The 24,064-nt window shown below is 52.5% G+C and carries 20 protein-coding genes and 3 pseudogenes; 14 read left to right on the top strand and 9 right to left on the bottom strand.

The window, feature by feature from the left end; genetic code table 11:
- Positions 1 to 112 precede the first annotated feature (112 nt).
- The 3 genes and pseudogenes from J7445_RS07515 to J7445_RS07510 all read left to right on the top strand — a co-directional run bounded on the left by J7445_RS07515 (position 113) and on the right by J7445_RS07510 (position 3,419).
- Positions 113 to 1,747, top strand: coding sequence for a CTP synthase (locus tag J7445_RS07515; RefSeq protein ID WP_070654645.1), 1,635 nt, complete (start codon positions 113 to 115; stop codon positions 1,745 to 1,747).
- Between the two features lie 89 nt (positions 1,748 to 1,836).
- Positions 1,837 to 1,944 (top strand): annotated as a pseudogene (locus J7445_RS12555) (IS5/IS1182 family transposase); the annotation flags it as partial.
- A 353-nt stretch (positions 1,945 to 2,297) separates the two neighbouring features.
- Complete coding sequence (locus tag J7445_RS07510) at positions 2,298 to 3,419, top strand: porin (protein WP_209282888.1); 1,122 nt, start codon at positions 2,298 to 2,300, stop codon at positions 3,417 to 3,419.
- 91 nt (positions 3,420 to 3,510) lie between these two features.
- Here J7445_RS07510 and J7445_RS07505 read toward each other — a convergent pair whose 3' ends face one another.
- The 7 genes and pseudogenes from J7445_RS07505 to J7445_RS07475 all read right to left on the bottom strand — a co-directional run bounded on the left by J7445_RS07505 (position 3,511) and on the right by J7445_RS07475 (position 11,375).
- On the bottom strand, positions 3,511 to 4,242 hold the full coding sequence (locus tag J7445_RS07505) for an SIMPL domain-containing protein (RefSeq protein WP_209282887.1): 732 nt from the start codon (positions 4,240 to 4,242) through the stop codon (positions 3,511 to 3,513).
- A 136-nt stretch (positions 4,243 to 4,378) separates the two neighbouring features.
- On the bottom strand, positions 4,379 to 5,791 hold the full coding sequence (trkA, locus tag J7445_RS07500; RefSeq protein ID WP_003762926.1) for a Trk system potassium transporter TrkA: 1,413 nt from the start codon (positions 5,789 to 5,791) through the stop codon (positions 4,379 to 4,381).
- Positions 5,792 to 5,890: 99 nt separating this feature from the next.
- A pseudogene (locus J7445_RS07495) lies at positions 5,891 to 7,341 on the bottom strand (DASS family sodium-coupled anion symporter).
- A gap of 10 nt (positions 7,342 to 7,351) precedes the next feature.
- The gene (locus tag J7445_RS07490) at positions 7,352 to 7,498 is read right to left on the bottom strand and encodes a hypothetical protein (protein WP_209282886.1); all 147 of its coding nucleotides are present in this window, start codon (positions 7,496 to 7,498) and stop codon (positions 7,352 to 7,354) included.
- Positions 7,499 to 7,858: 360 nt separating this feature from the next.
- A complete protein-coding gene (locus tag J7445_RS07485) occupies positions 7,859 to 9,112 on the bottom strand; it encodes a complex I 51 kDa subunit family protein (protein WP_209282885.1) in 1,254 nt (417 codons plus the stop codon).
- Positions 9,109 to 10,737: an FAD-binding protein gene (locus J7445_RS07480; protein WP_209282884.1), complete on the bottom strand. Its 1,629-nt coding sequence runs from the start codon at positions 10,735 to 10,737 to the stop codon at positions 9,109 to 9,111. Before J7445_RS07480 ends, J7445_RS07485 begins: the two co-directional genes overlap by 4 nt.
- Positions 10,737 to 11,375 (bottom strand): 2Fe-2S iron-sulfur cluster-binding protein, encoded by a 639-nt coding sequence (locus J7445_RS07475; RefSeq protein ID WP_209282883.1) that lies wholly within the window; start codon positions 11,373 to 11,375, stop codon positions 10,737 to 10,739. The genes J7445_RS07480 and J7445_RS07475 overlap by 1 nt, the downstream gene beginning before the upstream one ends.
- Positions 11,376 to 12,200: 825 nt before the next feature.
- On the opposite strand from J7445_RS07475, the gene J7445_RS07470 reads away from it, so the two are divergent.
- The 8 genes and pseudogenes from J7445_RS07470 to J7445_RS07435 all read left to right on the top strand — a co-directional run bounded on the left by J7445_RS07470 (position 12,201) and on the right by J7445_RS07435 (position 20,618).
- Positions 12,201 to 13,724, top strand: coding sequence for a fumarate hydratase (locus tag J7445_RS07470; protein WP_003740750.1), 1,524 nt, complete (start codon positions 12,201 to 12,203; stop codon positions 13,722 to 13,724).
- A gap of 223 nt (positions 13,725 to 13,947) precedes the next feature.
- Entirely contained in the window at positions 13,948 to 15,150 is a 1,203-nt protein-coding gene (gene trpB / locus J7445_RS07465; RefSeq protein ID WP_009311215.1) for a tryptophan synthase subunit beta, read from the top strand.
- Positions 15,151 to 15,314: 164 nt separating this feature from the next.
- Complete coding sequence (locus J7445_RS07460) at positions 15,315 to 15,983, top strand: class I SAM-dependent methyltransferase (RefSeq protein WP_070857283.1); 669 nt, start codon at positions 15,315 to 15,317, stop codon at positions 15,981 to 15,983.
- A gap of 50 nt (positions 15,984 to 16,033) precedes the next feature.
- Positions 16,034 to 16,153: pseudogene (locus J7445_RS07455) on the top strand (IS5/IS1182 family transposase); the annotation flags it as partial.
- A 182-nt stretch (positions 16,154 to 16,335) separates the two neighbouring features.
- A complete protein-coding gene (gene mutM / locus J7445_RS07450; RefSeq protein WP_070857284.1) occupies positions 16,336 to 17,163 on the top strand; it encodes a bifunctional DNA-formamidopyrimidine glycosylase/DNA-(apurinic or apyrimidinic site) lyase in 828 nt (275 codons plus the stop codon).
- Between the two features lie 100 nt (positions 17,164 to 17,263).
- On the top strand, positions 17,264 to 18,034 hold the full coding sequence (locus J7445_RS07445; RefSeq protein WP_209282882.1) for a 1-acylglycerol-3-phosphate O-acyltransferase: 771 nt from the start codon (positions 17,264 to 17,266) through the stop codon (positions 18,032 to 18,034).
- 188 nt (positions 18,035 to 18,222) lie between these two features.
- Positions 18,223 to 18,960 carry a redoxin family protein gene (locus J7445_RS07440; RefSeq protein ID WP_209282881.1) on the top strand — a complete coding sequence of 246 codons (738 nt, stop codon included), beginning with the start codon at positions 18,223 to 18,225 and terminating at the stop codon, positions 18,958 to 18,960.
- A gap of 251 nt (positions 18,961 to 19,211) precedes the next feature.
- Entirely contained in the window at positions 19,212 to 20,618 is a 1,407-nt protein-coding gene (locus tag J7445_RS07435; RefSeq protein WP_209282880.1) for a dihydrolipoyl dehydrogenase, read from the top strand.
- Between the two features lie 294 nt (positions 20,619 to 20,912).
- On the opposite strand, the gene J7445_RS07430 is transcribed toward J7445_RS07435, so the two are convergent.
- Positions 20,913 to 21,857 (bottom strand): helix-turn-helix transcriptional regulator, encoded by a 945-nt coding sequence (locus tag J7445_RS07430; protein ID WP_209282879.1) that lies wholly within the window; start codon positions 21,855 to 21,857, stop codon positions 20,913 to 20,915.
- Between the two features lie 157 nt (positions 21,858 to 22,014).
- On the opposite strand from J7445_RS07430, the gene J7445_RS07425 reads away from it, so the two are divergent.
- From J7445_RS07425 to J7445_RS07415, 3 genes are all read left to right on the top strand, one after another.
- Positions 22,015 to 22,350, top strand: coding sequence for a carboxymuconolactone decarboxylase family protein (locus tag J7445_RS07425; RefSeq protein WP_045075755.1), 336 nt, complete (start codon positions 22,015 to 22,017; stop codon positions 22,348 to 22,350).
- A 125-nt stretch (positions 22,351 to 22,475) separates the two neighbouring features.
- The gene (locus J7445_RS07420) at positions 22,476 to 22,841 is read left to right on the top strand and encodes a rhodanese-like domain-containing protein (protein ID WP_101810320.1); all 366 of its coding nucleotides are present in this window, start codon (positions 22,476 to 22,478) and stop codon (positions 22,839 to 22,841) included.
- Between the two features lie 55 nt (positions 22,842 to 22,896).
- Positions 22,897 to 23,391 carry a DUF302 domain-containing protein gene (locus J7445_RS07415; protein ID WP_209282878.1) on the top strand — a complete coding sequence of 165 codons (495 nt, stop codon included), beginning with the start codon at positions 22,897 to 22,899 and terminating at the stop codon, positions 23,389 to 23,391.
- A gap of 76 nt (positions 23,392 to 23,467) precedes the next feature.
- On the opposite strand, the gene recX is transcribed toward J7445_RS07415, so the two are convergent.
- Positions 23,468 to 23,935: a recombination regulator RecX gene (gene recX / locus J7445_RS07410; protein WP_209282877.1), complete on the bottom strand. Its 468-nt coding sequence runs from the start codon at positions 23,933 to 23,935 to the stop codon at positions 23,468 to 23,470.
- Between the last annotated feature and the right edge of the window lie 129 nt (positions 23,936 to 24,064).

Raw genomic sequence — 24,064 nt, 5'->3', positions numbered from 1 at the left:
GCAAAAGGGTAGAAGCGGAGGTCGTCTGAAAACCACATCCGCATCCCGTCCCGCGTTTGCCAGAAAACCCGCTTAAAGGTAAAATCCCGTATTCCAACATGGGTACTGCATCATGACTAAATTTATTTTCGTAACCGGCGGCGTCGTATCTTCACTCGGAAAAGGTATCGCCGCCGCTTCTATTGCCACCATCCTCGAATCGCGCGGTTTGAACGTAACCATGCTCAAGCTCGACCCTTATATCAACGTCGATCCCGGCACCATGAGTCCGTTCCAGCACGGCGAAGTGTTCGTCACCGACGACGGCGCGGAAACCGACCTCGACTTGGGACACTACGAACGTTTCATCAACGCCACCATGACCCGCCGCAACAGCTTCAGTACGGGGCAGGTGTACGAAAACGTCATCGCCAAAGAACGCCGCGGCGACTACCTCGGCGGCACGGTTCAAGTCATCCCGCACATCACCGATGAAATCAAACGCCGTATTCACGAAGGCGCGGCGGGTTACGATGTGGCCATCGTCGAAATCGGCGGTACGGTCGGCGACATTGAGTCTCTGCCGTTTTTGGAAGCCATCCGTCAGATGCGCAGCCAGTTGGGACGCAACAACACCCTGTTTGCCCACTTGAGCTACGTTCCCTACATCGCCGCCGCCGGCGAAATCAAAACCAAGCCGACCCAGCATACCGTTAAAGAAATGTTGAGCATTGGTTTGCAGCCCGACATCCTGATTTGCCGCATGGACAGAACCATGCCCGCGGACGAACGCCGTAAAATCGCCCTGTTCTGCAACGTGGAAGAACGTGCGATTGTCGGCAGCTACGACGTGGACAGCATCTACGAATGCCCTGAAATGCTGCACAACCAAGGCATCGACAACATCATTACCGAGCAGTTGCAGCTTAACGTGCAACAGGCGGATTTGACCGCGTGGAAAAAAATCGTCCATGCCATCAAAAATCCGAAACACACCGTTAAAATCGCCATGGTCGGCAAATACGTCGATTTGACCGAATCCTACAAATCGCTGATCGAAGCCTTGAAACACGCGGGTATCCACACCGAAACCGACGTGCAAATCACCTTCGTTGACAGCGAAAACATCGAGAAAAACAACGGCGACGTTTCCATGCTCAAAGACATGGACGCCATCCTCGTTCCCGGCGGCTTCGGTTCGCGCGGCGTGGAAGGCAAAATCGCCGCCGTGCGCTACGCCCGTGAAAACAACGTTCCATACTTGGGCATCTGCCTCGGTATGCAGATTGCGCTGATCGAATACGCCCGCGACGTGGCAGGCTTGAAAGGCGCGAATTCCACCGAGTTCGACCTCAAATGCGCCGCCCCCGTCGTCGCCCTGATTGACGAATGGCAAACCGCCGACGGCAGCGTCGAAACCCGAGACGAATCCGCCGATTTGGGCGGCACCATGCGTTTGGGTGCGCAAGAGGTTGAATTGAAAGCAGGCAGCCTCGCCGCCAAAATCTATGGCAGCGAACACATTCGCGAGCGCCACCGCCACCGCTACGAAGTCAACAACAACTACGTTCCTACGCTGGAACAAGCAGGTTTGGTTATCGGCGGCGTATCTGCCGGACGAGAACGCTTGGTCGAAACCATCGAATTGCCGAACCATCCTTGGTTCTTCGCCTGCCAGTTCCACCCAGAGTTCACTTCCAATCCGCGCAAAGGCCATCCTTTGTTCACTGCGTTTGTCAAAGCTGCGTTGAACAATAAAAAGGGCTGATACTCGGCGAAAGGTCGTCTGAAAATAGAAAAAGCACCTCGGTTGAGGTGCTTTTTCTATTTTCAGACGACTATGGATAATGTTCATTCAAATATAGTGGATTGAATTTAAATCAGGACAAGGCGACGAAGCCGCAGACAGTACAAGTAGTACGGCAAGGCGAGGCAACGCCGTACTGGTTTAAAGTTAATCCACTATAAAAATGGACATCGTCTTATCCCCCGCGAAATGGAAAAACGATTCTTAGTATTTTAAGAAGGATGTAAGGGGGAAGACAATTTTAAAATTTCAAAATTCTAGCCTGTTCTGAAATGATGAGCTATGCCTTTCTATTTGAATTGACTATAAAAAATGTCGGATTGTTGTAAAAAGTCTAAACTCTAATGAATAATAATTCCTATCAAGATGAAAAGCATTGTTTAAATATCGAAAGTTCATTATGATTGCGCACACTGTTCCATTCCACGGGTCTGCTGTTTTTGGTTTTGAGTCTCTTATTTTTGTAAAACGATAGGCCTAAATTTGATTCTTTGATTAAAGAGGAGTTCGTATGAAAAAAGCCATTATTGCCCTGACTGTCGCGGCCTTGCCTTTTGCAGCATCAGCCGAAGTTGTTCTTTATGGACAAGTTAAAAGCACCATCACCTCCGGACAGGTGAAAATCAAAGGTAACGAAGGTACGGAAAAAAGCGCGACCGCGACCCGTATCAACGACAATACTTCACGCATCGGCTTCAAAGGCAGCGAAAAACTTTCAGACGACCTCAAAGCCATCTGGCAAGTTGAACAGCGCACTTCCATTTTGGGCGAATCCAACAGCCAGCGTTTCGGCAACCGCGATTCCTTCATCGGCTTGGAAGGCAAGTTCGGTAAGGTCCGCGTCGGCAATATGAACAATATGCTCAACGAGATGGATACCATCGACCCGTGGTTGTACAAAACCAACGCGATGGGTTTGGGCATCAACACCCGCACCGGTGTGCGCACCACATCCGTACGTTACGACAGCCCTTCGTTTGGCGGGTTCAAGTTTAATGCGTCCTACGCGCCGCGCGACAACCGCAATCCGGACGACAAATATAAACATGAACAACCCAGCAAGGCGCAATATACCGCCGGTTTGACTTATGAAAACAGCGGTTTCACCACCAATCTTGCCTACGGCCATTACAAAGGCGCGTACACCGACAAGAACGGTAAAACCAAAGCCGCGCAAATCGCTAAAATCGAGAGTTACTACGACAAAAACAACCTGTTTGTCGGCGTAGGTGCTCAATACGCTAAAGGTCATGAAAGCGCAAATAAATATCTGGGTTACTTTACCGATGATTTCAATACGTACAAACGCGCTGACATCACTGCCGATGCCGGTAAAAATGAAGCCGTCAAAGTCGCCGATGCAGCCGTTACCGTGGGTTATACCTTCGGCAACCTGACCCCGCGCCTCACTTACGCCCACGGCTGGGCGGCAAAAGGTGTGAACAGCGGCGAGAAATTGGTTGATAAATTCGATCAAGTAGTAGTTGGTGCCAACTACAAATTCAGCAAACGTACTTCTATGCTTGCTCATGCCGGTTATATGAAACTGGGCAGCAAAACCCGCCTGACTCCGACCCAAACAGGGTCTGTTGAGCAAAAAGCCGTTTCTTTGGGCATGGTTCATAAATTCTGATGAAACCGTAAGGATAATCAGAAAATATAAAAGGTCGTCTGAAAACCGGTTTGGGTTTCAGACGACCTTTTCTTTTTGTTTGGAGAGTATTTTACATCTGCACCAAGCCGATGACCGTGATGCTGATTTCTTCTGAGCCGGGAGAGGGAGCTTGGATAGCGTTGTTTTCGTCGCTTGCCGCACTTCTAACAATAGCGGATTCGGCACTCATCATTTTGGTGCGGGCGAAACCCAAACCGTTGTCGATGGAGCGGTTGCCGATGTGGCCTAAATTGAGTTTGACGATTTTGTAGTTGAAAAAACCGAGCGTTTTCGCTAAGTCTTGCGCGCGGTCTTTGAAGCGCAGGATGGCGGCTTTGCTGACTTGATCGACGGCGGCTTCGCGTTTTTCTTTGGAGATGCTGAAGCTGATGTGGTTGAGGGTGGCAGATTGCAGCGTCTCGTCAGTCAGGCGGTTGATGGCGTCAAAGTCTTTGCTTTCGACTTTGAACGAGGCAACTTCTTCCCAGCCAGTTTGGATGCGTTTGCCGTTGTTGTTGTATTCATGGCGCGGGCTGGCGCTGCGGCTGAGGAGTTCGGCTTGGAGTTTGTTGTTTTGTACGGCTTTATTGAAGTCGTTGAATTTTTTCTGAAACGCTTTATTCACCGTAGCGCGGTCTTTGCCTTCGGCATTGATGCTGAAGTGGGCGGTCATGGTGTCGCGGGTTATTTCGAGATTGGCAGATTCGGCAAATTCGACCATGTTGTAATGAAGGGTGTCGGTTTCGGCTGCGGCGGGCAGGGCGGTTGCGAGTATGAGGGCGGCAAGGAGGGGGCGGAACATGGATTTTCCCTTTTGTATCGGAGGTTGAAATGAATAAGGCGGGATAATTTGTGTCAGGTCGTCTGAAAGTGCGGCTTCAACAAAGTTGAAAAAGTTCTGACTTTGCTGCAACAGGTTTTCAGACGACCTCTGACGGTTAGCCGAAAAAGCCCATTTTGACTTGGATGAGTTTTTCGAGTTCGGGCAGGACGCGGCGGCGGGAGACGAAGAAGATGATGTGGTCGCCGTCTTGGACAATGGTGTCGGTGTGGTGCCCCATGATGACTTCGCCCGTTTCGGCACGGACGATGGCGGCGATGTAGCAGTCGCCCGGCCATTTGATGCCGCTGATGCGCCTGCCGACGATGGCGGAAGTGTTTTTGTCGCCATGGACGACAACTTCAATGGCTTCGGCAGTGCCGCGTCTGAGGGGGTGGACGGCAACGATGTCGCCTCGGCGGATATGGGCGAGGATGGAGCCGATGGTGATGAGGTGCGGCGAGACGACGATGTCGATTTTGTTGCCTTCGAGCAAATCGACGTAGCTGGAGCGGTTGACGATGGTTACAACGCGTTTGGCACCAAGGTTTTTCGCCAACAGGCTGGACATGATGTTGTTTTCGTCGTCGTTGGTCAGGGCGCAGAAGACGTCGATTTCGTCGATATATTCTTCGTCCAGCAGGGTTTCGTCGGTGGCGCTGCCTTGCAGGACGAGGGTGTTGTCGAGGTTTTCGGCGAGCCACTCGGCGCGGCGGGGGTTATGTTCGACGATTTTGATGTCGTATTTGGATTCGAGCTGCTTGGCAAGGCGGTAGCCGATGTTGCCGCCGCCGGCAATCATGATGCGGCGGGTGCGCGCTTCTTTGGGGCGCAGTTCGCGCATAATGATGTTGACGCTGCTGATGTCGGCGGCAAAAAGTACCTCGTCGCCTTCGATGATGACGGTTTGCGGCGTGGGGACGATGAGGCGGTTGTTGCGGTATATGGCGCAGATTTGGCAGTCCGCGCCTTCGGGGAGGTGTTGGTTGATGTCAGCAATTTCACGGTTGACAAGCAGCCCGCCTTTACGCGCCTGTACGATGACCATGCGGACTTTGTCGCCGGCAAACCTCAATACCTGCAATGCGCTGGTGTAGCTAAGCAGCCCGACGAGCTGTTCGGTAACGAGTTGTTCGGGACTGATGGTCTCGGTGATGTCGAAGACGGTAAGGCTGCCGTTTTCCGTATCGTCGTTTTCAGGGTAGGGGTATTCCAGATATTCGCTGGAACGCACGCGGGCGATGCGGCTGGGGATGTTGAAAAGGTCGGCGGCGATTTTACAGGCGACGATGTTGGTTTCGTCGCTGCGGGTCAGGGCAAGCAGGAGGTCGGAATCTGCCGCGCCCGCTTGTTCGAGGATGAACGGGGATGCGCCGTTGCCGAGTATGGTTTGGACGTCGAGGCGGCTGCCGATGTGTTGCAGGGCTTTTTCGTCGATGTCGATAACGGTAACGTCGTTGCTGGAAACGGAGGCGAGGTTTTGCGCGACGGTCGAGCCGACCTGTCCGCTGCCGAGGATGAGGATTTTCACGGTTTAGGCGGGTGGGTTGGTAAGGATGATGGGATTGTATAACAAAAGGTCATCTGAAAACCTATTTTCAGACGACCTTTTGTTAATCTCAGGCACGGTTTACCAGTAGCCCAACACTTTCCACCAGATAATGCCGATGGTGCCGAAAATCAGGATTTCGACCACGCTCATGATGAAGCCGGCTTTCCACCATTCGGTCATGCTGACATAGTTCGAGCCGTAGATGACGGGGGACGAACCTGAAGCGTAGTGGGTCAGCGACATCATGATGCCGGTAGCGGATGCCATAATCAGGGCGAACAGCATCGGCGGTGCGCCCAAGGCGAGGCCTGCGCCGTAGAACGCGCCGAACATGGCGGTAACGTGTGCCGTGCCGCTGGCGAAAACGTAGTGGGCGTAGAGGTAGGCGAGTACCAAGAGGGCGCAGCCGGCTTCCCAGCCCAAGCCGAGATGGGAGATGCCGCCCTGCATGGATTCGGACAGCCATGCAATCAGTCCCAATTTGTTGAGGAAGTTCGCCATCATGACCAAGGCGGCAAACCAGACGATGGTGTCCCACGCGCCTTTTTCTTTCAGCGCGTCGTCCCAAGTCAGTACGCCGGTGAGCAGACACAGGGAGAGGCCGAGGAAGGTGGTGGCGGTGGCATCGACTTTCACGCCGAACAGCATTTCGGGAACGCCTGCCCACAGAAGCAGCAGAATCACGAAAATGCCGAGCATGATTTTTTCGTCGCGCTTCATCGCACCCATTTCTTTCAGTTTTTCTTTGGCAAGGGCGGTCGCGTTAGGCGTTTGTTTGATTTCGGGCGGATACAGGAAATACAGCACCAGCGGCATCAGGAACATGGCGATCAGGCCGGGGACGACCATGGCGGCGAACCATGTGCCCCAAGAGAGATGTATTTCCGAATTGGTGGCTTTGGCGACCAATTCGACGACCAGCGGGTTGGGCGCGGTCGCAGTAATGAAGATGCAGCAGGTAATGATGTTGGCGTGGTAGTTGACCAGCGCGAGGTACTTACCGATTTTGCCTTCCGTGCCTTTTCGGGGTCGGAATCGAAGCTCAGGGCGATGGAACGCATAATCGGATGCACGATGGCACCGCCGCGCGCGGTGTTGCTCGGTGTAACCGGGCCGATGACCAAGTCGGCTAGTGCCAAGCTGTAACCTACGCCCAGCGTGCGTTTGCCGAAAAGGGAAATCAAGAGGTAGCCGATCCGCATCCCCAAGCCGGTTTTCAACAAACCGCGCGAGATGATGATGGCGATACCGATCATCCAGATTAACGAGTTGTTAAGGCTGCTCAGAGCGTCTTTGGTTGCGTCGGCGGTTTTTTCGTTGGTCACGCCGGTCAGCGCAACCAAGGTAATGCCCAAAATCGCCATTGCGCCGATGGGCATGGCTTTGCCGATGATGCCGGCGATGATGCCGACGAACAGCGCCAAAAGATGCCATGCGTCGGGCGATACGCCCTGCGGCACGGGTATGACGAACCAGATAATCAGCGTCAGCGCGAGCGCAACCGCAGCAGGAATTGGCTTGAAGCCCATGTTGAGTCTCCTAGTTTGAAGTATCGGGGAAATCGGATTTCAGACGACGTGTGCCTGATTTTGGTCGGAACAGGTCGTCTGAAACGTATTTTGACAGCAGTTGTTTTTTATGTTTTTCTTTTGGTGGTTTGGGTAATGTGTATTTTTTTGTTGCCATCTTTTTCAGACGACGTTTTCTTGAGTTTTACGTTTTACCCTCTCCCTAGCCCTCTCCCACGGGGAGAGGGGACAGATTGCAGGAAGTCCGATAATGGTCGATTTCAGCACCATCATTCCCTCTCCGAGGGAGAGGGGACAGATTGCAGAAAATCCGATAATGGTCGGCTTCAGCACCATCATTCCCTCTCCCTGTGGGAGAGGGCTAGGGAGAGGGCAAAACCTCAGATTTAGCAGGTTCGATTGTGAAACCCAACAAATACTTAAACCCTAATCATCATGTTGGGTCATAACCCAACCTACAGGTATTTTTCAGACGACCTCCCATAATAGAAAAGGTCGTCTGAAACCCCGTATCGGATTAATCCTGCTCCGCCGGCAGTCCGTACTCTTCGGGGAAGGTGCGCAGCGAGCTTTGCAACACGGTAACCGCGCCGTCGATCAGGCCGCAGCGGCCGCTTCGGGGCAGCAGTTGGCACAGGCTTTGCAGGGCGCGGAGGTCGTCTGAAGTGCCGATGCCGGTATCCACGCGGTTGAGCAGGCGTGAAAGTTGGAACGTGCCGCCTTTGCATGGCGGGCATTGTCCGCATGAGTTGGACGCAAAAAATTCCACATACTCAGCCACTTTGCGCACGACGCTGGTTCCTTCGGAAATCACAATCATCGCGCCCGTGCCGAGGCTGGATTTGCGTTCGCGTACGGAAACGAAGTCCAAAGGCACATCCAAATCTTTTACGGTCAAAAGCGTATTGGACGGGCCGCCGGTGAAGACGGCTTTAAACGTACGGCCTTCGAGCATACCGCCGCCGTGATCGTAAATCAGCGATTGCAGGGTCGTGCCCATCGGCAGTTCGTACAGGCCCGGGTTCAATACATCGCCGGAGAGCGAGTAGAGTTTCGTACCGGCCGCATCGCCCAAACCCAAAGATTTGTACCATTCCGCACCTTTAGCAAGGATTTGCGGAATATTGGCGAAGGTTTCGGTATTGTTGATAAGGGTCGGCTCACCGTTGACACCGCTTTCGGCTGGGAAAGGCGGCTTGCGGCGCGGGAAGGGGAAACCTCCTTCCAGCCATGAAATCACGGCAGTTTCTTCGCCGCCGATATAACGGCCTGAAGTTTCAACCAGTTGCAAGTCTAAAGGTTTACCCAAGTAGTTTTCGATGCGGATAAACAAATCGCTGTTTTTCCATTGCTCGATGGCCGGTGTGATGGAAGCGATGGATTCGGTTTGATGAGGGTTGACGTACAAAATCGCTTTGTTGGCACGGCAGGCAACGGCGGCAATCAGGACGCCTTCGATGACTTGGTGCGGCGTATTTGCCAGCAGTACGCGGTCTTTAAATGTACCCGGTTCGTCTTCGTTGGCATTGCAGACGACGTATTTGTCGCCATTTTTGCTTTGGGCGGCAACGGCGGCCTCCCATTTGCGCCAAGTTGGGAAACCTGCACCGCCCATACCGCAAAGGTTGGCATCTTGCAGTTTGGAAACAATGCTTTGAGGATCGGCAAGCGCAGCCAGCAGACCTTCGCCGCCGCCAACTTTGCGCCACGCGGCTAAATCTGCGCCGACTTGGCGGGAAGGATGCAGTAAGTTTTGATTGGCTTGATTCATGATTGTTGCTCCTGTAAACCGGCGTGTTCGCGCAAATCGAATTTGCCGTAGTCGGGATATAAAATGGGGGCTTTGATGTCGCTGGTCAGACCGGCGCGGGTCATTTCGCGTTGCAGGTCGTGGACGTGACCGACACCGCCGCGTACTTTTTTCAACGGTAGGCCGCAATTTGCCGCGGCTTTACCGGCACGGCGGCCGAAGCTGATAATGTCTAAAAGTGCATTGCCCATCAGGCGGTTGCGGCCGTGGATGCCGCCGGTTACTTCACCGGCGCAATAGAGGCCTTCGACACAGGTCGCGCCGTCGCCGTTGATTTCGACGCCGCCGTTTTGGTAGTGCAGGGTCGGATGAATCATTACAGGCTCGACGGCGGGGTCGATGCCGCATTTATGGGCGACGTGGCCGAGCGTAACCAAACGGTTCAACACATCAGGATCGTTTTCAATCAGGCGCGGGGTGTCGAGGAACACGCCGACCTGTCCGTCGCGTACTACGCCGCGGCCTTCGCGGCACTCGCGCAAAATGGCGGCGGCAACAACGTCGCGCGGCTGCAATTCGTCAACGAAACGCTCGCCCAAACCGTTGACCAGTTTGGTCCCTGCGGAACGCACGGCTTCGGAAATCAGCGCGCCTGCCAAGTGCGGCGGATGGGCAACGCCGGTCGGATGGTATTGGAATGAATCGATGTCGCGCAGTTTCGCGCCGATGCGGTATGCCATCACCAGACCGTCGGCGGTTGCGCCGTAGTGGTTGGAAGTGGCGAAACCCTGCAAATGCAGGCGTCCGCTGCCGCCGGTTGCCAAGACCACGGCTTTGGCGTGAACCAATACCAAAGAGCGTTTTTCCAAATCGTACAAAATCGCGCCGACGCAGCGACCGTGTTCGTCCGACAATAGTTCGATGGCGGGGTGGCGGTTGAGCTGGGTGATGTTTTCGTCGAGTTCGACCGCCTCGCGCAGTACGCGCATCATTTCGAGACCTGTGAAGTCGCGGTAGCTCAGGATGCGCGGCACGGTCGTACCGCCTGCACGTTTGCGGCTCAACATGCCGTTGCTGTCCGCGCCTTTAGCAAGGTCGAAAGTCATGCCCAAGCCGATCAGCCAGCGGATGGCGGACGGCGCGTCGGTAACCATTTGCGCCACCAATTCTTTCTTGCCTGCGTTGTGACCGCCTTTGATGGTGTCGTCAAAGTGTTGCTGCAAGCTGTCTTCCGCGCCGACCGCCGCCTGAATGCCGCCTTCGGCCATCACGGTATTGCTGTCGCCGATACGCAGCTTGTTTGCCATAATCACGCGCGCGCCTGCCTCGGTCGCAGATAACGCCGCTGCCGCGCCCGCACCGCCGCCGCCGATAACCAGCACGTCGGTGTTCAAGTGTTCCGCGCCCGACAAATCATAGTCGTCAATCAGGGGATGGCTGATCAGCAGTTTCGCCAAATCAGGATGGCAGTAATCGCCCGTGTTCGGGCCGATGGGCAGTTTGACGCGCGCATTGGCCTGATAGTCGGGGTGAAACTGGCTCAACAATTCGTTTTTTTCCGGCAAGTCGCCGCGCAGTTCCAATGAGGAAGCGCGCAGGTTGGCAAGGGCGGTTTCATAGTCTATGCCTTGGATTTCGTTCGCCATCACATTGCCTCCTCTTCAAATTCGACTTTCATTTTGCCGCTGTCGATTTCGCGCAGGCGGCGCATCAAATCCACCGGACGCAGCGTGCGCGCCGCTTTCATGCGGCGGGCGAACAGACCCAAGTGGTTCGGACGGATGTGTTCGGGGCAGGAAAGGGTGCAGAGGTTGCACATCACGCATTGGTCGAAGGTCAGCGCAGCCGCGCCGAAATCGCCCGATACCACTTGCGCCACGCCGTTTTCCACTTCTAAACCTTTGGGGCAGGCGCGGTTGCAGCCGCCGCAATGACGGCAGTGTTGCGCTTCGGGGAAGATTTTGGCGGTGTCGTCCAGCCAGTTCCAGCCGTCGCCGACCTCGCTCACGTCGTAATAGTGGATATGCTCGGGAATGAAGTAGTCCAAGAAGCTGACCTGCATCCCTTCTTCGACTTTGGTTTCACACGCCAATGCAGTCGTTACCTCACGCTCGCCTTCCTTGCGGATCATGCAGCGACACGAACCGCACACGCCTTGCCCCATACAACCGACGTTGGCGGTAATCGCGCTGCCGGAACGGGCATAGGCCTGAATGATTGACGAGTCGGCGGAGGCTTTGACCTCGTGGCCGTCTATGGTCAGGGTTAACAAGTTTTCACTCATGGTAGTGTCCTGTGGAATGAGATAGGGGAAATCGGATGTGTGTATTTTTATTACAAATTTTTTAGAGTTGCGTATATTTTTCAGGAAACATCTTATAAATCAATGTCTGACTGTCTTTTGTTAGTGTATCAGAATTTAGATTTTTTGATGATGGCGGAGTCTTAAAGGCAGGGTAGGAGCGGATTGTGAACAAAAAACAGCGGTTTTCAGACGACCTTTGTGTCATCTTGTTATTTTGTAAGATAAAATAAACTTACGATAAAGGAATAACTGCTAAAAACCGTTTTGAAATACGAGTAAATATCATTATTAAGTGTTTGATATAAAAGTATATATCTATGTATTTATTGAATAAATTTGTTAAGTGTAAGTAAATGCAAATGGTGTTATAAAATTTCAGAAAAGTAGCTAAGTTTGACTTCCATCAAAAATCATCATAGGTAGAATGACACGGCTTTTACATTTGTGTATGGTTGAAAAAAGAAAGACAGGTTGTCTGAAAAGTAATTTTTTCTTTTTAAATTCATGTTATTAGTAAGGTTCATTACGGCGGTGAATCCAGTCTTTTCAGACGATCCTTTGGAATTTGAGTGGACAGATTAATTGTAGTTTTATTTCTTCCGGTAAATATTGCCGACAATATCCGTTATCATCATCCGAGTGAAATGATAGGTTATTAAGTTTTATGAAAATCAATGGATTATAAAAATCATATTGTCGCCTCATATCGATTGACAGCACTATTACACCGATTAAGGTCGTCTGAAAAACGACATCTATAAAAAGTGAACAAACCCTCCCTACCATGAGAAAAGGAACACAATCATGACCGTCATCAAGCAAGAAGACTTTATCCAAAGTATCTGCGATGCCTTCCAATTCATCAGCTATTACCATCCGAAAGACTACATCGACGCACTCTATAAGGCGTGGCAGAAGGAAGAAAATCCCGCCGCCAAAGACGCGATGACGCAGATTTTGGTCAACAGCCGCATGTGTGCGGAAAACAACCGACCCATCTGTCAAGATACCGGTATCGCAACCGTTTTCCTCAAAGTCGGCATGAACGTCCAATGGGATGCGGACATGAGCGTGGAAGAGATGGTTAACGAAGGCGTACGCCGCGCCTACACTTGGGAAGGCAACACCCTGCGCGCTTCCGTCCTCGCCGACCCTGCCGGCAAACGCCAAAACACCAAAGACAACACCCCCGCCGTCATCCACATGAGCATCGTGCCGGGTGATAAAGTCGAAGTAACCTGCGCGGCAAAAGGCGGCGGCTCGGAAAACAAATCCAAACTCGCCATGCTCAATCCGTCCGACAACATCGTCGATTGGGTATTGAAAACCATCCCGACCATGGGCGCGGGCTGGTGTCCTCCCGGCATCTTGGGCATCGGTATCGGCGGCACGCCCGAAAAAGCCGTACTGATGGCGAAAGAATCCCTGATGAGCCACATCGACATTCAAGAGTTGCAGGAAAAAGCTGCGTCAGGCGCAGAATTGTCCACCACCGAAGCCCTGCGCCTCGAACTCTTTGAAAAAGTCAACGCGCTGGGCATCGGCGCACAAGGTTTGGGCGGTCTGACCACCGTGTTGGACGTCAAAATCCTCGATTACCCGACCCATGCCGCATCCAAACCGATTGCCATGATTCCGAACTGCGCCGCCACCCGCCACGTCGAATTCGAATTGGACGGCTCCGGTCCGGTCGAACTGACCCCGCCGCGCGTTGAAGACTGGCCAGATTTGACTTACAGCCCCGACAACGGCAAACGCATCGATGTCGATAAACTGACCAAAGAAGAAGTTGCCAGCTGGAAAACCGGCGACGTATTGCTGCTGAACGGTAAAATCCTCACCGGCCGCGATGCCGCGCACAAACGCCTCGTCGATATGCTCGACAAAGGCGAAGAGTTGCCCGTCGATTTCACCAACCGCCTGATTTACTACGTCGGCCCCGTTGATCCGGTCGGCGACGAAGTCGTCGGTCCCGCAGGTCCGACCACCGCCACCCGCATGGACAAATTCACCCGCCAAATGCTCGAACAAACCGGCCTCTTGGGCATGATCGGCAAGTCCGAGCGCGGCGCAGCCACCTGCGAAGCCATTGCCGACAACAAAGCCGTGTACCTCATGGCAGTCGGCGGCGCGGCATACCTCGTGGCAAAAGCCATCAAATCCTCCAAAGTCTTGGCGTTCCCCGAATTGGGCATGGAAGCAGTTTACGAGTTTGAAGTCAAAGACATGCCCGTAACCGTCGCTGTGGACAGCAAAGGCGAGTCCATCCACGCCACCGCCCCACGCAAATGGCAGGCAAAAATCGGCATCATCCCCGTCGAGTCCTAATGCCTTGATGCCAGGTTGAAAAAGGTCGTCTGAAAACTTGAAACAGGGTTTTCAGACGACCTTTTGGCTAATACGGTTTCAATGACGTAAAACCGGCATCCGTATTCCGGCAAAACCCTGCGACAAAGCGTAAAAAACCGCTATAATTGCTGACAATTTTCCCTTTCAGACGACCTTCTTAAACCGAGAGGTCGTCTGAAAAAACAAACAAGGAAGAAATCCGATGAAAAACTACCAAGCGCCCGACGAGAAGGGCTTTTTCGGCGAACACGGCGGGCTTTATGTCTCCGAGACCCTGATTCCCGCCTTGCAAGAGCTGGCGGATGCCTATAAAGCAGCGAAAAACGACCCGTCGTTTTGGGAAGAGTTCCACCGCGATTTGAAACACTACGTCGGCCGCCCCAGCCCCGTTTACCATGCCGCGCGATTGTCCGAGCATTTGGGCGGCGCGCAAATCTGGTTGAAACGCGAAGACTTGAACCACACAGGCGCGCACAAGGTAAACAACACCATCGGTCAGGCATTGCTTGCCCGCCGCATGGGCAAAAAACGCGTCATCGCCGAAACCGGCGCGGGTCAACACGGCGTGGCTTCCGCCACCGTCGCCGCCCGCTTCGGCATGACTTGCGACGTGTACATGGGCGCGGACGACATCCAGCGTCAAATGCCCAACGTGTTCCGCATGAAATTATTGGGCGCAAACGTGGTCAGTGTCGACAGCGGCAGCCGCACGCTGAAAGACGCGATGAACGAAGCCATGCGCGAATGGGTCGCCCGCGTGGACGACACGTTCTACATCATCGGCACCGCAGCCGGCCCCGCGCCGTATCCCGAAATGGTGCGCGATTTCCAATGCGTTATCGGCAACGAAGCCAAAGCGCAGATGCAGGAAGCCATCGGCAGACAGCCCGACGTCGCCGTTGCCTGCGTCGGCGGCGGCTCGAACGCCATCGGCCTGTTCCACCCGTATATCGGCGAAGAAAACGTGCGCCTCGTCGGCGTGGAAGCCGGCGGTTTGGGCGTGGACACCCCCGATCACGCCGCGCCGATTACCAGCAAAGCCCCCATCGGCGTATTGCACGGCTTCCGCAGCTACCTGATGCAGGACGAAAACGGTCAAGTTTTGGGTACGCACTCCGTTTCCGCAGGCTTGGATTACCCCGGCATCGGCCCGGAACACAGCCACCTGAACGACATCAAACGCGTCGAATACACCGTCGCCAAAGACGACGAAGCACTCGAAGCATTTGATTTGTTGTGCCGATTCGAAGGCATCATCCCCGCGCTCGAATCCAGCCACGCCCTTGCATGGGCAGTCGCCAACGCGCCGAAAATGGGCAAAGACCAAGTGATTCTGGTCAACCTGTCCGGCCGCGGCGATAAAGACATCAATACCGTGGCGAAACTGAAAGGGATTGAGTTGTAAGCATTTCCGTTGAGCGGATAAAGACAAGAGGTCGTCTGAAAACTGAGTAAATAGGTTTTCAGACGACCTTTTACCTTTTCAATAACAAAGTAAAGTTATGGAGGTTTGGTCTGCCGCATCATGCCGTTATAATGCGGGTTGCAGCATTTTGAAAGGGCAGGGTGATGGAAGAATGGTTTGAACGGACTATTATCGGCCGCTATACGGCGGAGCGGGAAAAGCAGTTTTTTGCGCATTACTTGGAGCGGTTTGCGCCTTGCGGTGTTCAAACCGTCGTCCAACAGGGCGGCGAATGGCTGAGATCGTCTGAAAACGTGGTTGCCGTTCCCCGCGATGTATTGATGACGGCGGACGCTATGGCTTGGGAAAGTCATTCTATTGATGTGCTGCTGATGCCGCACAGTCATGAAACTGCTGCGCTGACGCAAGTGCTGCATGAAGCGTCCAGGGTGTTGAAACCTGAAGGGCGGTTGGTTTTAACGGGGTTTAATCCGAAATCTTTGTGGTTTTTCAGCAGGTGGTTTGATGGAACGCGCTTGCCTAAAAAGGAGCATTGCCTGACTTTGCCGGCTTTGAAGCAGCAGTTGGCGGATTTAGATTTTGAGGTGGAATTCGGAAAGTTTATGGTGTATCTGCCTGCTGTGAATTCGCAAAAGGGGCTGCGGTTTTGGCGTTTTATGGAGAAGGCGGGGGACAGGTGGTGGCCGCAGTGCGCGGCGGTGTACGGTTTGGTTTTAGTCAAGCGTATGGCGGGGGTAACGCCGTTGCCGGAGTTTGAAAAAATATTGGGAACGCAGACGGTGGCTTTGGGCGCGGCGCGGATTTCGGATTGAGAAATTCGGCGTTGGTAAAACCGGCATGACTGGTTTTCAGACGACCTTTCGAGGCTGAATATAGTGGATTAAATTTAAATCAGGACAAGGCGACGAAGCCGCAGACAGTACAAATAGTACGGCAAGGCGAGGCAACGCCGTACTGGTTTAAAGTTAATCCACTATATTTGAAAACGGTAGGTTTGACTCCATAAAAATAGCCTCTTCTATATTTGTCATCCTGCCTTGAATTTGCTGCTTTCTGCCTGTAAAGCCGATTGGTTGCAAATTGTCAGGCCGCTTTGGCATCGGTAGAATCTTAGGTCGTCTGAAAAAGGCGATGTTGACTGTATTAGCTTGAGGATAAAGAAAAATGCCGGAATTGCCTGAGGTAGAAACGACGTTGCGCGGTATCAGCCCGCATATTCAAGGTAAAAAGGTGGCGGATGTCGTGTTGCGCCAAACCAAGCTGCGCTGGCAGATCAATCCGCAGTTGGCGGAGCTTTTAGCGGGGCAGGAGGTGTTGAGCTGTCGTCGGCGGGCGAAATATCTGATTATCGGTTTTGAAACGGGTATTTTGTTGATTCATCTGGGTATGTCGGGCAGCTTGCGGATTTTTACGGACGGCGATGCGCGGATTGATCATCCTGATAAACATGATCATGTGGACATTGTGTTTGCGGACGGAATAGTCTTGCGCTATCACGACCCGCGTAAGTTCGGCGCGATTTTGTGGTATGAAGGCATTGCCGAGCATCATCCGCTTCTTGAAAAACTGGGTCCCGAGCCGCTTTCAGACGACTTCTCCGCCGAGTATCTATACCAAAAATTTAAAACGCAAAAACGCGCGGTCAAGCTGGCTCTGATGGACAATGTCGTCGTGGTCGGCGTGGGCAATATTTATGCGAACGAAAGCCTGTTTAAATCGGGCATCTCGCCACACCGCCCTGCGGACAAGGTTAAGAAAAAAGAATGCGCCGTCTTGGTGGAAACGATTAAATCGGTATTGCAGCGCGCGATTGAAACCGGCGGCAGCACGTTGCGCGACTTTGTCAACAGCGACGGCAAAAGCGGCTATTTCCAGCAGGAATATACGGTGTACGGCAGGCACAACGAACCCTGCGTCCGTTGCGGCGGTTTGGTGCAGAAGGAAGTCTTGGGGCAGCGCGGGACGTTTTATTGTCCGAACTGCCAGAAATAATTTATGAACCTGTTTTCAGACGACCTCTTTGTCATCTGGGTCGTCTGAAAACGTTATTACTATGATTTGATACACATTTAATACGAAAAGAAAAACAGTTATGCACTCACGAAAAGCACCGTTTTTTACCCGTTTGGGCAGATTGTTCCGCTTGGCGGGATGGCTGTTCCGAACCGGAAGGCATTTGCGCCGTATCGATGCCGGCAATCCTGCCGAACGCGATTATGCGGTCATTACTCTGGGCAAAGGCGCGCTGGAAGCCTTGGATATCGAATTGGAAATCGGCACGCTGCCCGCGGATAATGTGAAGGGTGTTTTGGTGGCAGCAAACCATGTGTCTTGGCTGGATATTTTCGCCATGAGCGCGGTGTATCCGAGCAGCTTTATCGCCAAGCAAGAGATTAAAAACTGGCCGGTGTTGGGTAAAATGGGGCAAAACGCAGGCACGGTGTTTATCAACCGCAATTCCCGTCGCGATGTCGAGCCGATTAACCAAGCCATTTGTGCCGCGTTGAAAGCAGGGCAGAATGTCAGCTTTTTCCCTGAGGCGCGGACTTCTTTGGGTTTGGATATTCTGTCGTTTAAAGCCGCGCTCTTCCAATCCGCCATCGATGCCGACGCGCCTGTTCAGGCGGTTACGCTGCGCTATTATGATGATGCAGGAAAAAGGACGACGATTCCGTCTTATGCGCAAGTCGATTTGGTGCGCTCGCTCTGGCGCATCGTTTCCATGAAAAAGCTGCGTATCCGTATCGATTTTGCCGCCCCGATTCGTACCGGCAAAGACGAAGACCGCTTTATGTTGAAAGATAAAGTAGAAAGCAGTATCCGCGAAGTCGTATTGTCCGATGCACACGATTCCGAAAAATAATTTTAAGCTAGGGGCTTGTTTTCTTTCAGACGACCTCTATTTGATTGAAACGCTCGCAGATTGATTTTCATAGCTTCAGGTAATTAATATTATTTGAACTATAAATTATACAAATCAAACTTCCTGCGCTAGAATGTATGCATTCACTCGTATCATTCCCTAAACCTAAAATTTCAAGGAGATCCAAAATGGCTTTGCAAGATCGTACCGGTCAAAAAGTACCTTCCGTAGTATTCCACACTCGCGTTGGCGACACTTGGAAAGATGTTTCTACTGATGATTTGTTCAAAGGCAAAAAAGTAGTCGTGTTCTCTCTGCCTGGCGCATTTACTCCAACTTGCTCTTCTTCTCACCTGCCACGCTACAACGAATTGTTTGGCGCGTTCAAAGAAAACGGTGTTGACGCTATCTACTGCGTATCTGTAAACGACACTTTCGTAATGAACGCTTGGGCTGCTGAAGAAGAAGCCAACAACATCTACATGATCCCTGATGGCAACGGTGAATTCACTGAAGGAATGGGCATGTTGGTTGACAAAGAAGACTTGGGCTTCGGTAAACGCTCTTGGCGTTACTCCATGCTGGTTAACGACGGCGTGGTTGAAAAAATGTTTATCGAACCTGAAGAACCAGGCGATCCTTTCAAAGTGTCTGACGCTGACACTATGTTGAAATACATTGCTCCTGACTGGAAAGCTCAAGAGTCTGTTGCCATCTTCACCAAACCCGGCTGCCAATTCTGTGCTAAAGCTAAAAAAGCTCTGCAAGACAAAGGCTTGTCTTACGAAGAAATCGTATTGGGCAAAGATGCAACTGTTACTTCCGTACGCGCTATTACCGGCAAGATGACTGCTCCTCAAGTCTTCATCGGCGGCAAATACATCGGCGGCAGCGAAGATTTGGAAGCTTACTTGGCTAAAAACTAATTGCAGTGCTTAAGTCGGTTTGAATAAAACCAACTGAACAGAAAAATAGAGTTATTCAGACGATACGCTACACGGTCGTTCTGAATAGCTCTATATTTACAAGTAGAATTTGAGATTATTGTTTTAAATCGAGATTTTTAAAATGGCTATTGATTTTATATTATTGATAGCTTCTTAAAAGGTCGTCTGAAAACTTGATACGCTTCACGCTGATACCGCTTCGGACGCTCAACAAAAAAAGGACAAAGATTATGAAAAAAATTCAAGCAGATGTCGTCGTAATCGGCGGTGGTACTGCCGGTATGGGCGCGTTTCGCAATGCCCGTTTACATTCGGATAATGTTTACCTGATTGAAAACAACGTGTTCGGCACGACCTGCGCGCGCGTGGGCTGTATGCCTTCCAAACTCTTGATCGCCGCCGCAGAGGCGCGCCATCACGCATTGCATACCGATCCGTTCGGCGTGCATTTGGACAAAGACAGCATCGTCGTCAACGGCGAAGAAGTCATGCAGCGCGTCAAATCCGAGCGCGACCGTTTTGTCGGCTTTGTCGTTGCCGATGTGGAAGAATGGCCTGCCGACAAGCGCATTATGGGTTCGGCTAAATTTATCGACGAACATACCGTCCAAATTGACGACCATACCCAAATCACGGCAAAAAGTTTCGTGATTGCTACCGGTTCGCGTCCCGTTATCCTGCCGCAGTGGCAGTCTTTGGGCGACCGTTTGATTATCAACGACGATGTTTTCTCATGGGATACGCTGCCTAAGAGCGTTGCCGTGTTCGGACCGGGCGTTATCGGTTTGGAACTGGGGCAGGCATTGCACCGTTTGGGCGTGAAAGTCGAGATTTTCGGCTTGGGCGGCATCATCGGCGGTATTTCCGACCCCGTCGTTTCAAACGAGGCGAAAGCCGTGTTCGGCGAAGAATTGAAACTGCATTTGGATGCTAAAACCGAGGTCAAACTCGATGCAGACGGCAATGTAGAAGTCCATTGGGAGCAGGATGGCGAAAAAGGTGTATTTGTTGCCGAATATATGCTGGCAGCCGTAGGTCGCCGTCCGAACGTTGACAATATCGGTTTGGAAAACATCAATATCGAAAAAGACGCGCGCGGCGTACCCGTTGCCGATCCGTTGACCATGCAAACCAGCATTCCGCATATCTTCATCGCAGGCGATGCGTCCAATCAACTGCCTCTGCTGCACGAAGCCGCAGACCAAGGCAAGATTGCCGGCGACAATGCGGGCCGCTATCCGAATATCGGCGGCGGTTTGCGCCGCAGCACCATCGGCGTGGTGTTCACCAGTCCGCAAATCGGCTTTGTCGGTTTGAAATACGCGCAGGTTGCCGAACAATACCAACCCGACGAATTTGTCATCGGTGAAGTATCGTTCAAAAACCAAGGTCGCAGCCGCGTGATGCTGGTAAACAAAGGCCATATGCGCCTGTATGCCGAAAAAGCCACCGGCCGCTTCATCGGCGCGGAAATCTTGGGTCCTGCCGCCGAACATTTGGCGCACCTATTGGCATGGGCGCATCAAATGAAGATGACCGTTGAGCAAATGCTGGATATGCCGTTCTACCATCCCGTTATCGAGGAAGGTTTGCGCACCGCGTTGCGCGATGCCGATGCGAAGCTGAAACAGGCTTGATGGGTTGACTTAATCAATCTGCCGAAATGAAAGGTCGTCTGAAAACCTGATGATTTAAGGTTTTCAGACGACCTTTTTTTGTCTTTCCGTTGCGGAATAAAATCAGTTGCTGGCTAATGTGTAGTCGGATACTTGTATTCGACGAATATTTAATGCTTCTGCTTCCTTTAGGTGTTGTGGCAGATGGAGATGTCAGATTCAAGAATCTGACCTATGGCTGTCCTCTCTACCAAAGTGAAAGGTCGTCTGAAAACTTAAAATCAAGGTTTTCAGACGACCTTTATATCTCTCGATTCAAATATCGTCGGATGGTTCAATATCGGTTTCGCCGATTCCCGCATTTTTCCGATACTGCCCCGGCGAAATCCCGTATTGTTTTTTAAACGCTTTGCCGAAGTGCGTTTCGGATTGGAAACCGACGTTCAGCGCGACGGACAGGACGGAATCGGCGGTTTGCCGCAGCAATACGGCGGCTTGGCGCAGGCGGATGAGGTTGACGAAGGCGTGGGGGCTGATGCCGGTTTGCTGTTTGAACAGGCGCATGAGTTGGGCGCGGGAGAGGTTGGCAAGCTCGGTCATTTTTTCGATGTTCCATTCGTCTTCGGGGCGGCTGACGACGGTTTGGATGAGTTGGCGCAGGCGTTTGTCGCGCAGGCCGTTGAGTATGCCGCCCAAAGGCGCTTCTCCGCCTTGTTCGAGATGGGCGCGGACGATGAGGACGAGGAGGACGGAGGAAAGGGCGTTGACGATGGCGCGAGAGCCGGAAAGCGTGTGCGCGCTTTCGTATTGCAACATGGAAACAAGACATTGCAGCGACGGATGATCCATTTTGATGAGGACGGTTTCGGGCAGGTCGTGCATGATGTCGGCGTGTTCGTCGTATTCGAAGCGGGCGCAGAACAAATCGAGGCTTTTTTCGCCGCCGCTACGGGACGAAGCGACCGTGAATGCGCCGCTGTTGTCGATATGCGGTGTATCGCCGCAGTTGTTGCAGTCCGCTTCGCTGCTGATGATGTGTTCCGCGCTGCGCGGGAAAAAGATAAGGTCGCCGGTTTGCAAGAGACGTGCTTCGGGTTCGCCTTCGATTTTGATGTAACTTTCTCCGGCGACGACAAGGTGCGCGATGCCGTGCGCGCGTCTGCGTCCGTGCGGGGCGTACCATTTGTCGCGGAACAGGCATTGTATGTCCACGCTGCCTGTGATTTGCGCCAGTTCGATGAGTTTGTCCAAAGTGTCCATAAGTGTTTTTTGCAAGTGAATGAGATGATTTGACGATTATAATAGTCAAATTATTGCAATAATGCCATTCATCGGATGTAAAGATGGCGGATTAAATTGAAATTTGCCATGAAAGAGCAGCATCCTTCATATCAAACACATTGGAAAGGAAATCAAAATGTTTCTAAATTGGCCCGAACACACCGCACACGTTAAAAAATCATTCGGCGAGCTGGGTAAAAACCACCCGAAAATGCTGCAAGCCTACGGCGCGCTGGAACAAGCTGCCGCAGCCGAAGCATTGGATGCGAAAACCCGCGAGCTGATTGCCCTCGCCGTCGCCATCACTACCCGTTGCGAAAGCTGCATCAGCGTACACGCCGCCGCAGCCGCCAAAGCGGGCGCGACTGAAAGCGAAATCGCCGGCGCGCTAGCGACCGCTATCTCCCTGAACGCAGGCGCAGCCTACACTTATGCCCTGCGCGCTCTGGAAGCGGTTGACGCACAGCGTTGATTTTGTCTCAAAGGGTCGTCTGAAAACCACTCCCGTTTCAGACGACCCTTCTGCTGACGGGCATTGCTTTTTGCCGCCGAACCGTTTAGATTGATGTCTTTGTTCAACCGTTTGGAGAAACAACCATGAAAAAATTGCTGACTGCCGCGCTGACTGCTGCCGCACTCGTCCTTCCTGCCGCTGTATCCTATGCCGCGCCTGCTGCCAAAGCCGCCAGCGCGCAACCTGCCAAAGCAAAAGGCGTATGGATTGACGTACGTTCCGAAGAAGAATTCAAATCCGGCCACCTGCAAGGTTCGGTCAACATTCCGCACGAACAAATCGTCGAACGCATCAAAAGCGTCAGCCCCGACAAAAACGCGCCCGTCAACCTCTACTGCCGCAGCGGCCGCCGTGCCGAAGTTGCGCTTGCCGAGTTGAAAAAAGCAGGCTACACCAACGTAACCAACCACGGCGGTTACGAAGACTTGGTGAAAAAAGGTTTGAAATAACAACAAACAAGGTCGTCTGAAAAAGTTTCAGACGACCTTTTATCCAAGGAAAAACATGAAACCGATACGCACCTTCGCCGCAGCCGCCATCCTCGCCGCTCTGACCGCCTGCGCTTCACACGGCGGCGATGCCGCCCGACAACCCGATTCCCGACAAAGTTCAGCCATGAATCAAACCCATACCGCCGTCAGCAAATACAGCTTCGACGATACCGTCTGCCGTTTGGAAACCGCCGTCAAAGAAAAAGGCATGACCGTGTTCGCCGTCATCGACCACCAAGCCGCCGCACGACAAAGCGGTTTGGACATGCAGCCCGCGAAAGTCATCGTTTTCGGCACGCCCAAAGCAGGCACGCCGCTGATGCAAAAAGACCCCGCCTTCGCCCTGCAACTGCCATTGCGCGTCCTCGTTACCGAAGCCGACGGCGCAGTCCAAGTCGTATTCAACGACACGCGCGCGCTGGTGTCGGGCAGCAAAATCGAGTTTGCCGAAGTGGAAAACACACTCGCCAACGCGGAAAAATTGATCCGTAAAACAGTAACGGAATAGGGATAAACCAAATAATCGAAAGGTCGTCTGAAACCGAAAAAAAGGTTTCAGACGACCTTTATTGTTAATAGGCTTATCATTCTTCAGAAGCGTCGAATATTTCTTCGTCCCAACTGCTTTTGAGCGCGGCGTGGATGGTGTCCATGTCGAATCCGCGATAGGCGAGGAAGCGCGCTTGTTTTTGTTTGTCTTTTAAATCGGCGGCAGGTTGTTTGAATTTTTTGCGCAACACGGCGACAGCGGTTTGCAGTTCGCACGCTTTGTCGGGCATGAATTCGCGGCTGACGGTTTCGTCTATGCCTTGCTGCGCCAATGCCTGTTTCAGACGCAGCGAGCCGTGTTGGCGGCTTTTGCTGTGGATGTAGGCTTCGGCGTAACGTTGGTCGGATTGCCAGTTGCGTTCGGCAAATTCGTTTAACACGTTTTCCAATTCTTCTTCGCTTTCGGCATACGGAGCGAGCTTGCGTTTGAGTCCGATACGGCTGATTTCCTGTCGGGAAAGAATGTCCATCGCGCGGGCGCGCAGGGATTTTTGGGGTTTCATGCAGAGGTCGTCTGAAAAGGTCGATTCGTAGGTCAGATTTTTGAATCTGACTTGCAGGTTGTAGGATGGAGGAGAGATAAGAAACTTTCATTCCGTCATTCTCTTTGTTCGGGAATGACGAGTCTTTTT

Origin of the sequence: Neisseria sicca (genome assembly GCF_017753665.1) — a bacterium.
Taxonomy (GTDB): Bacteria; Pseudomonadota; Gammaproteobacteria; order Burkholderiales; family Neisseriaceae; genus Neisseria; species Neisseria flava.
The sequence above is the reverse complement of the archived record's forward strand: the minus strand, read 5'-3'. Positions and strand labels throughout refer to the sequence as shown.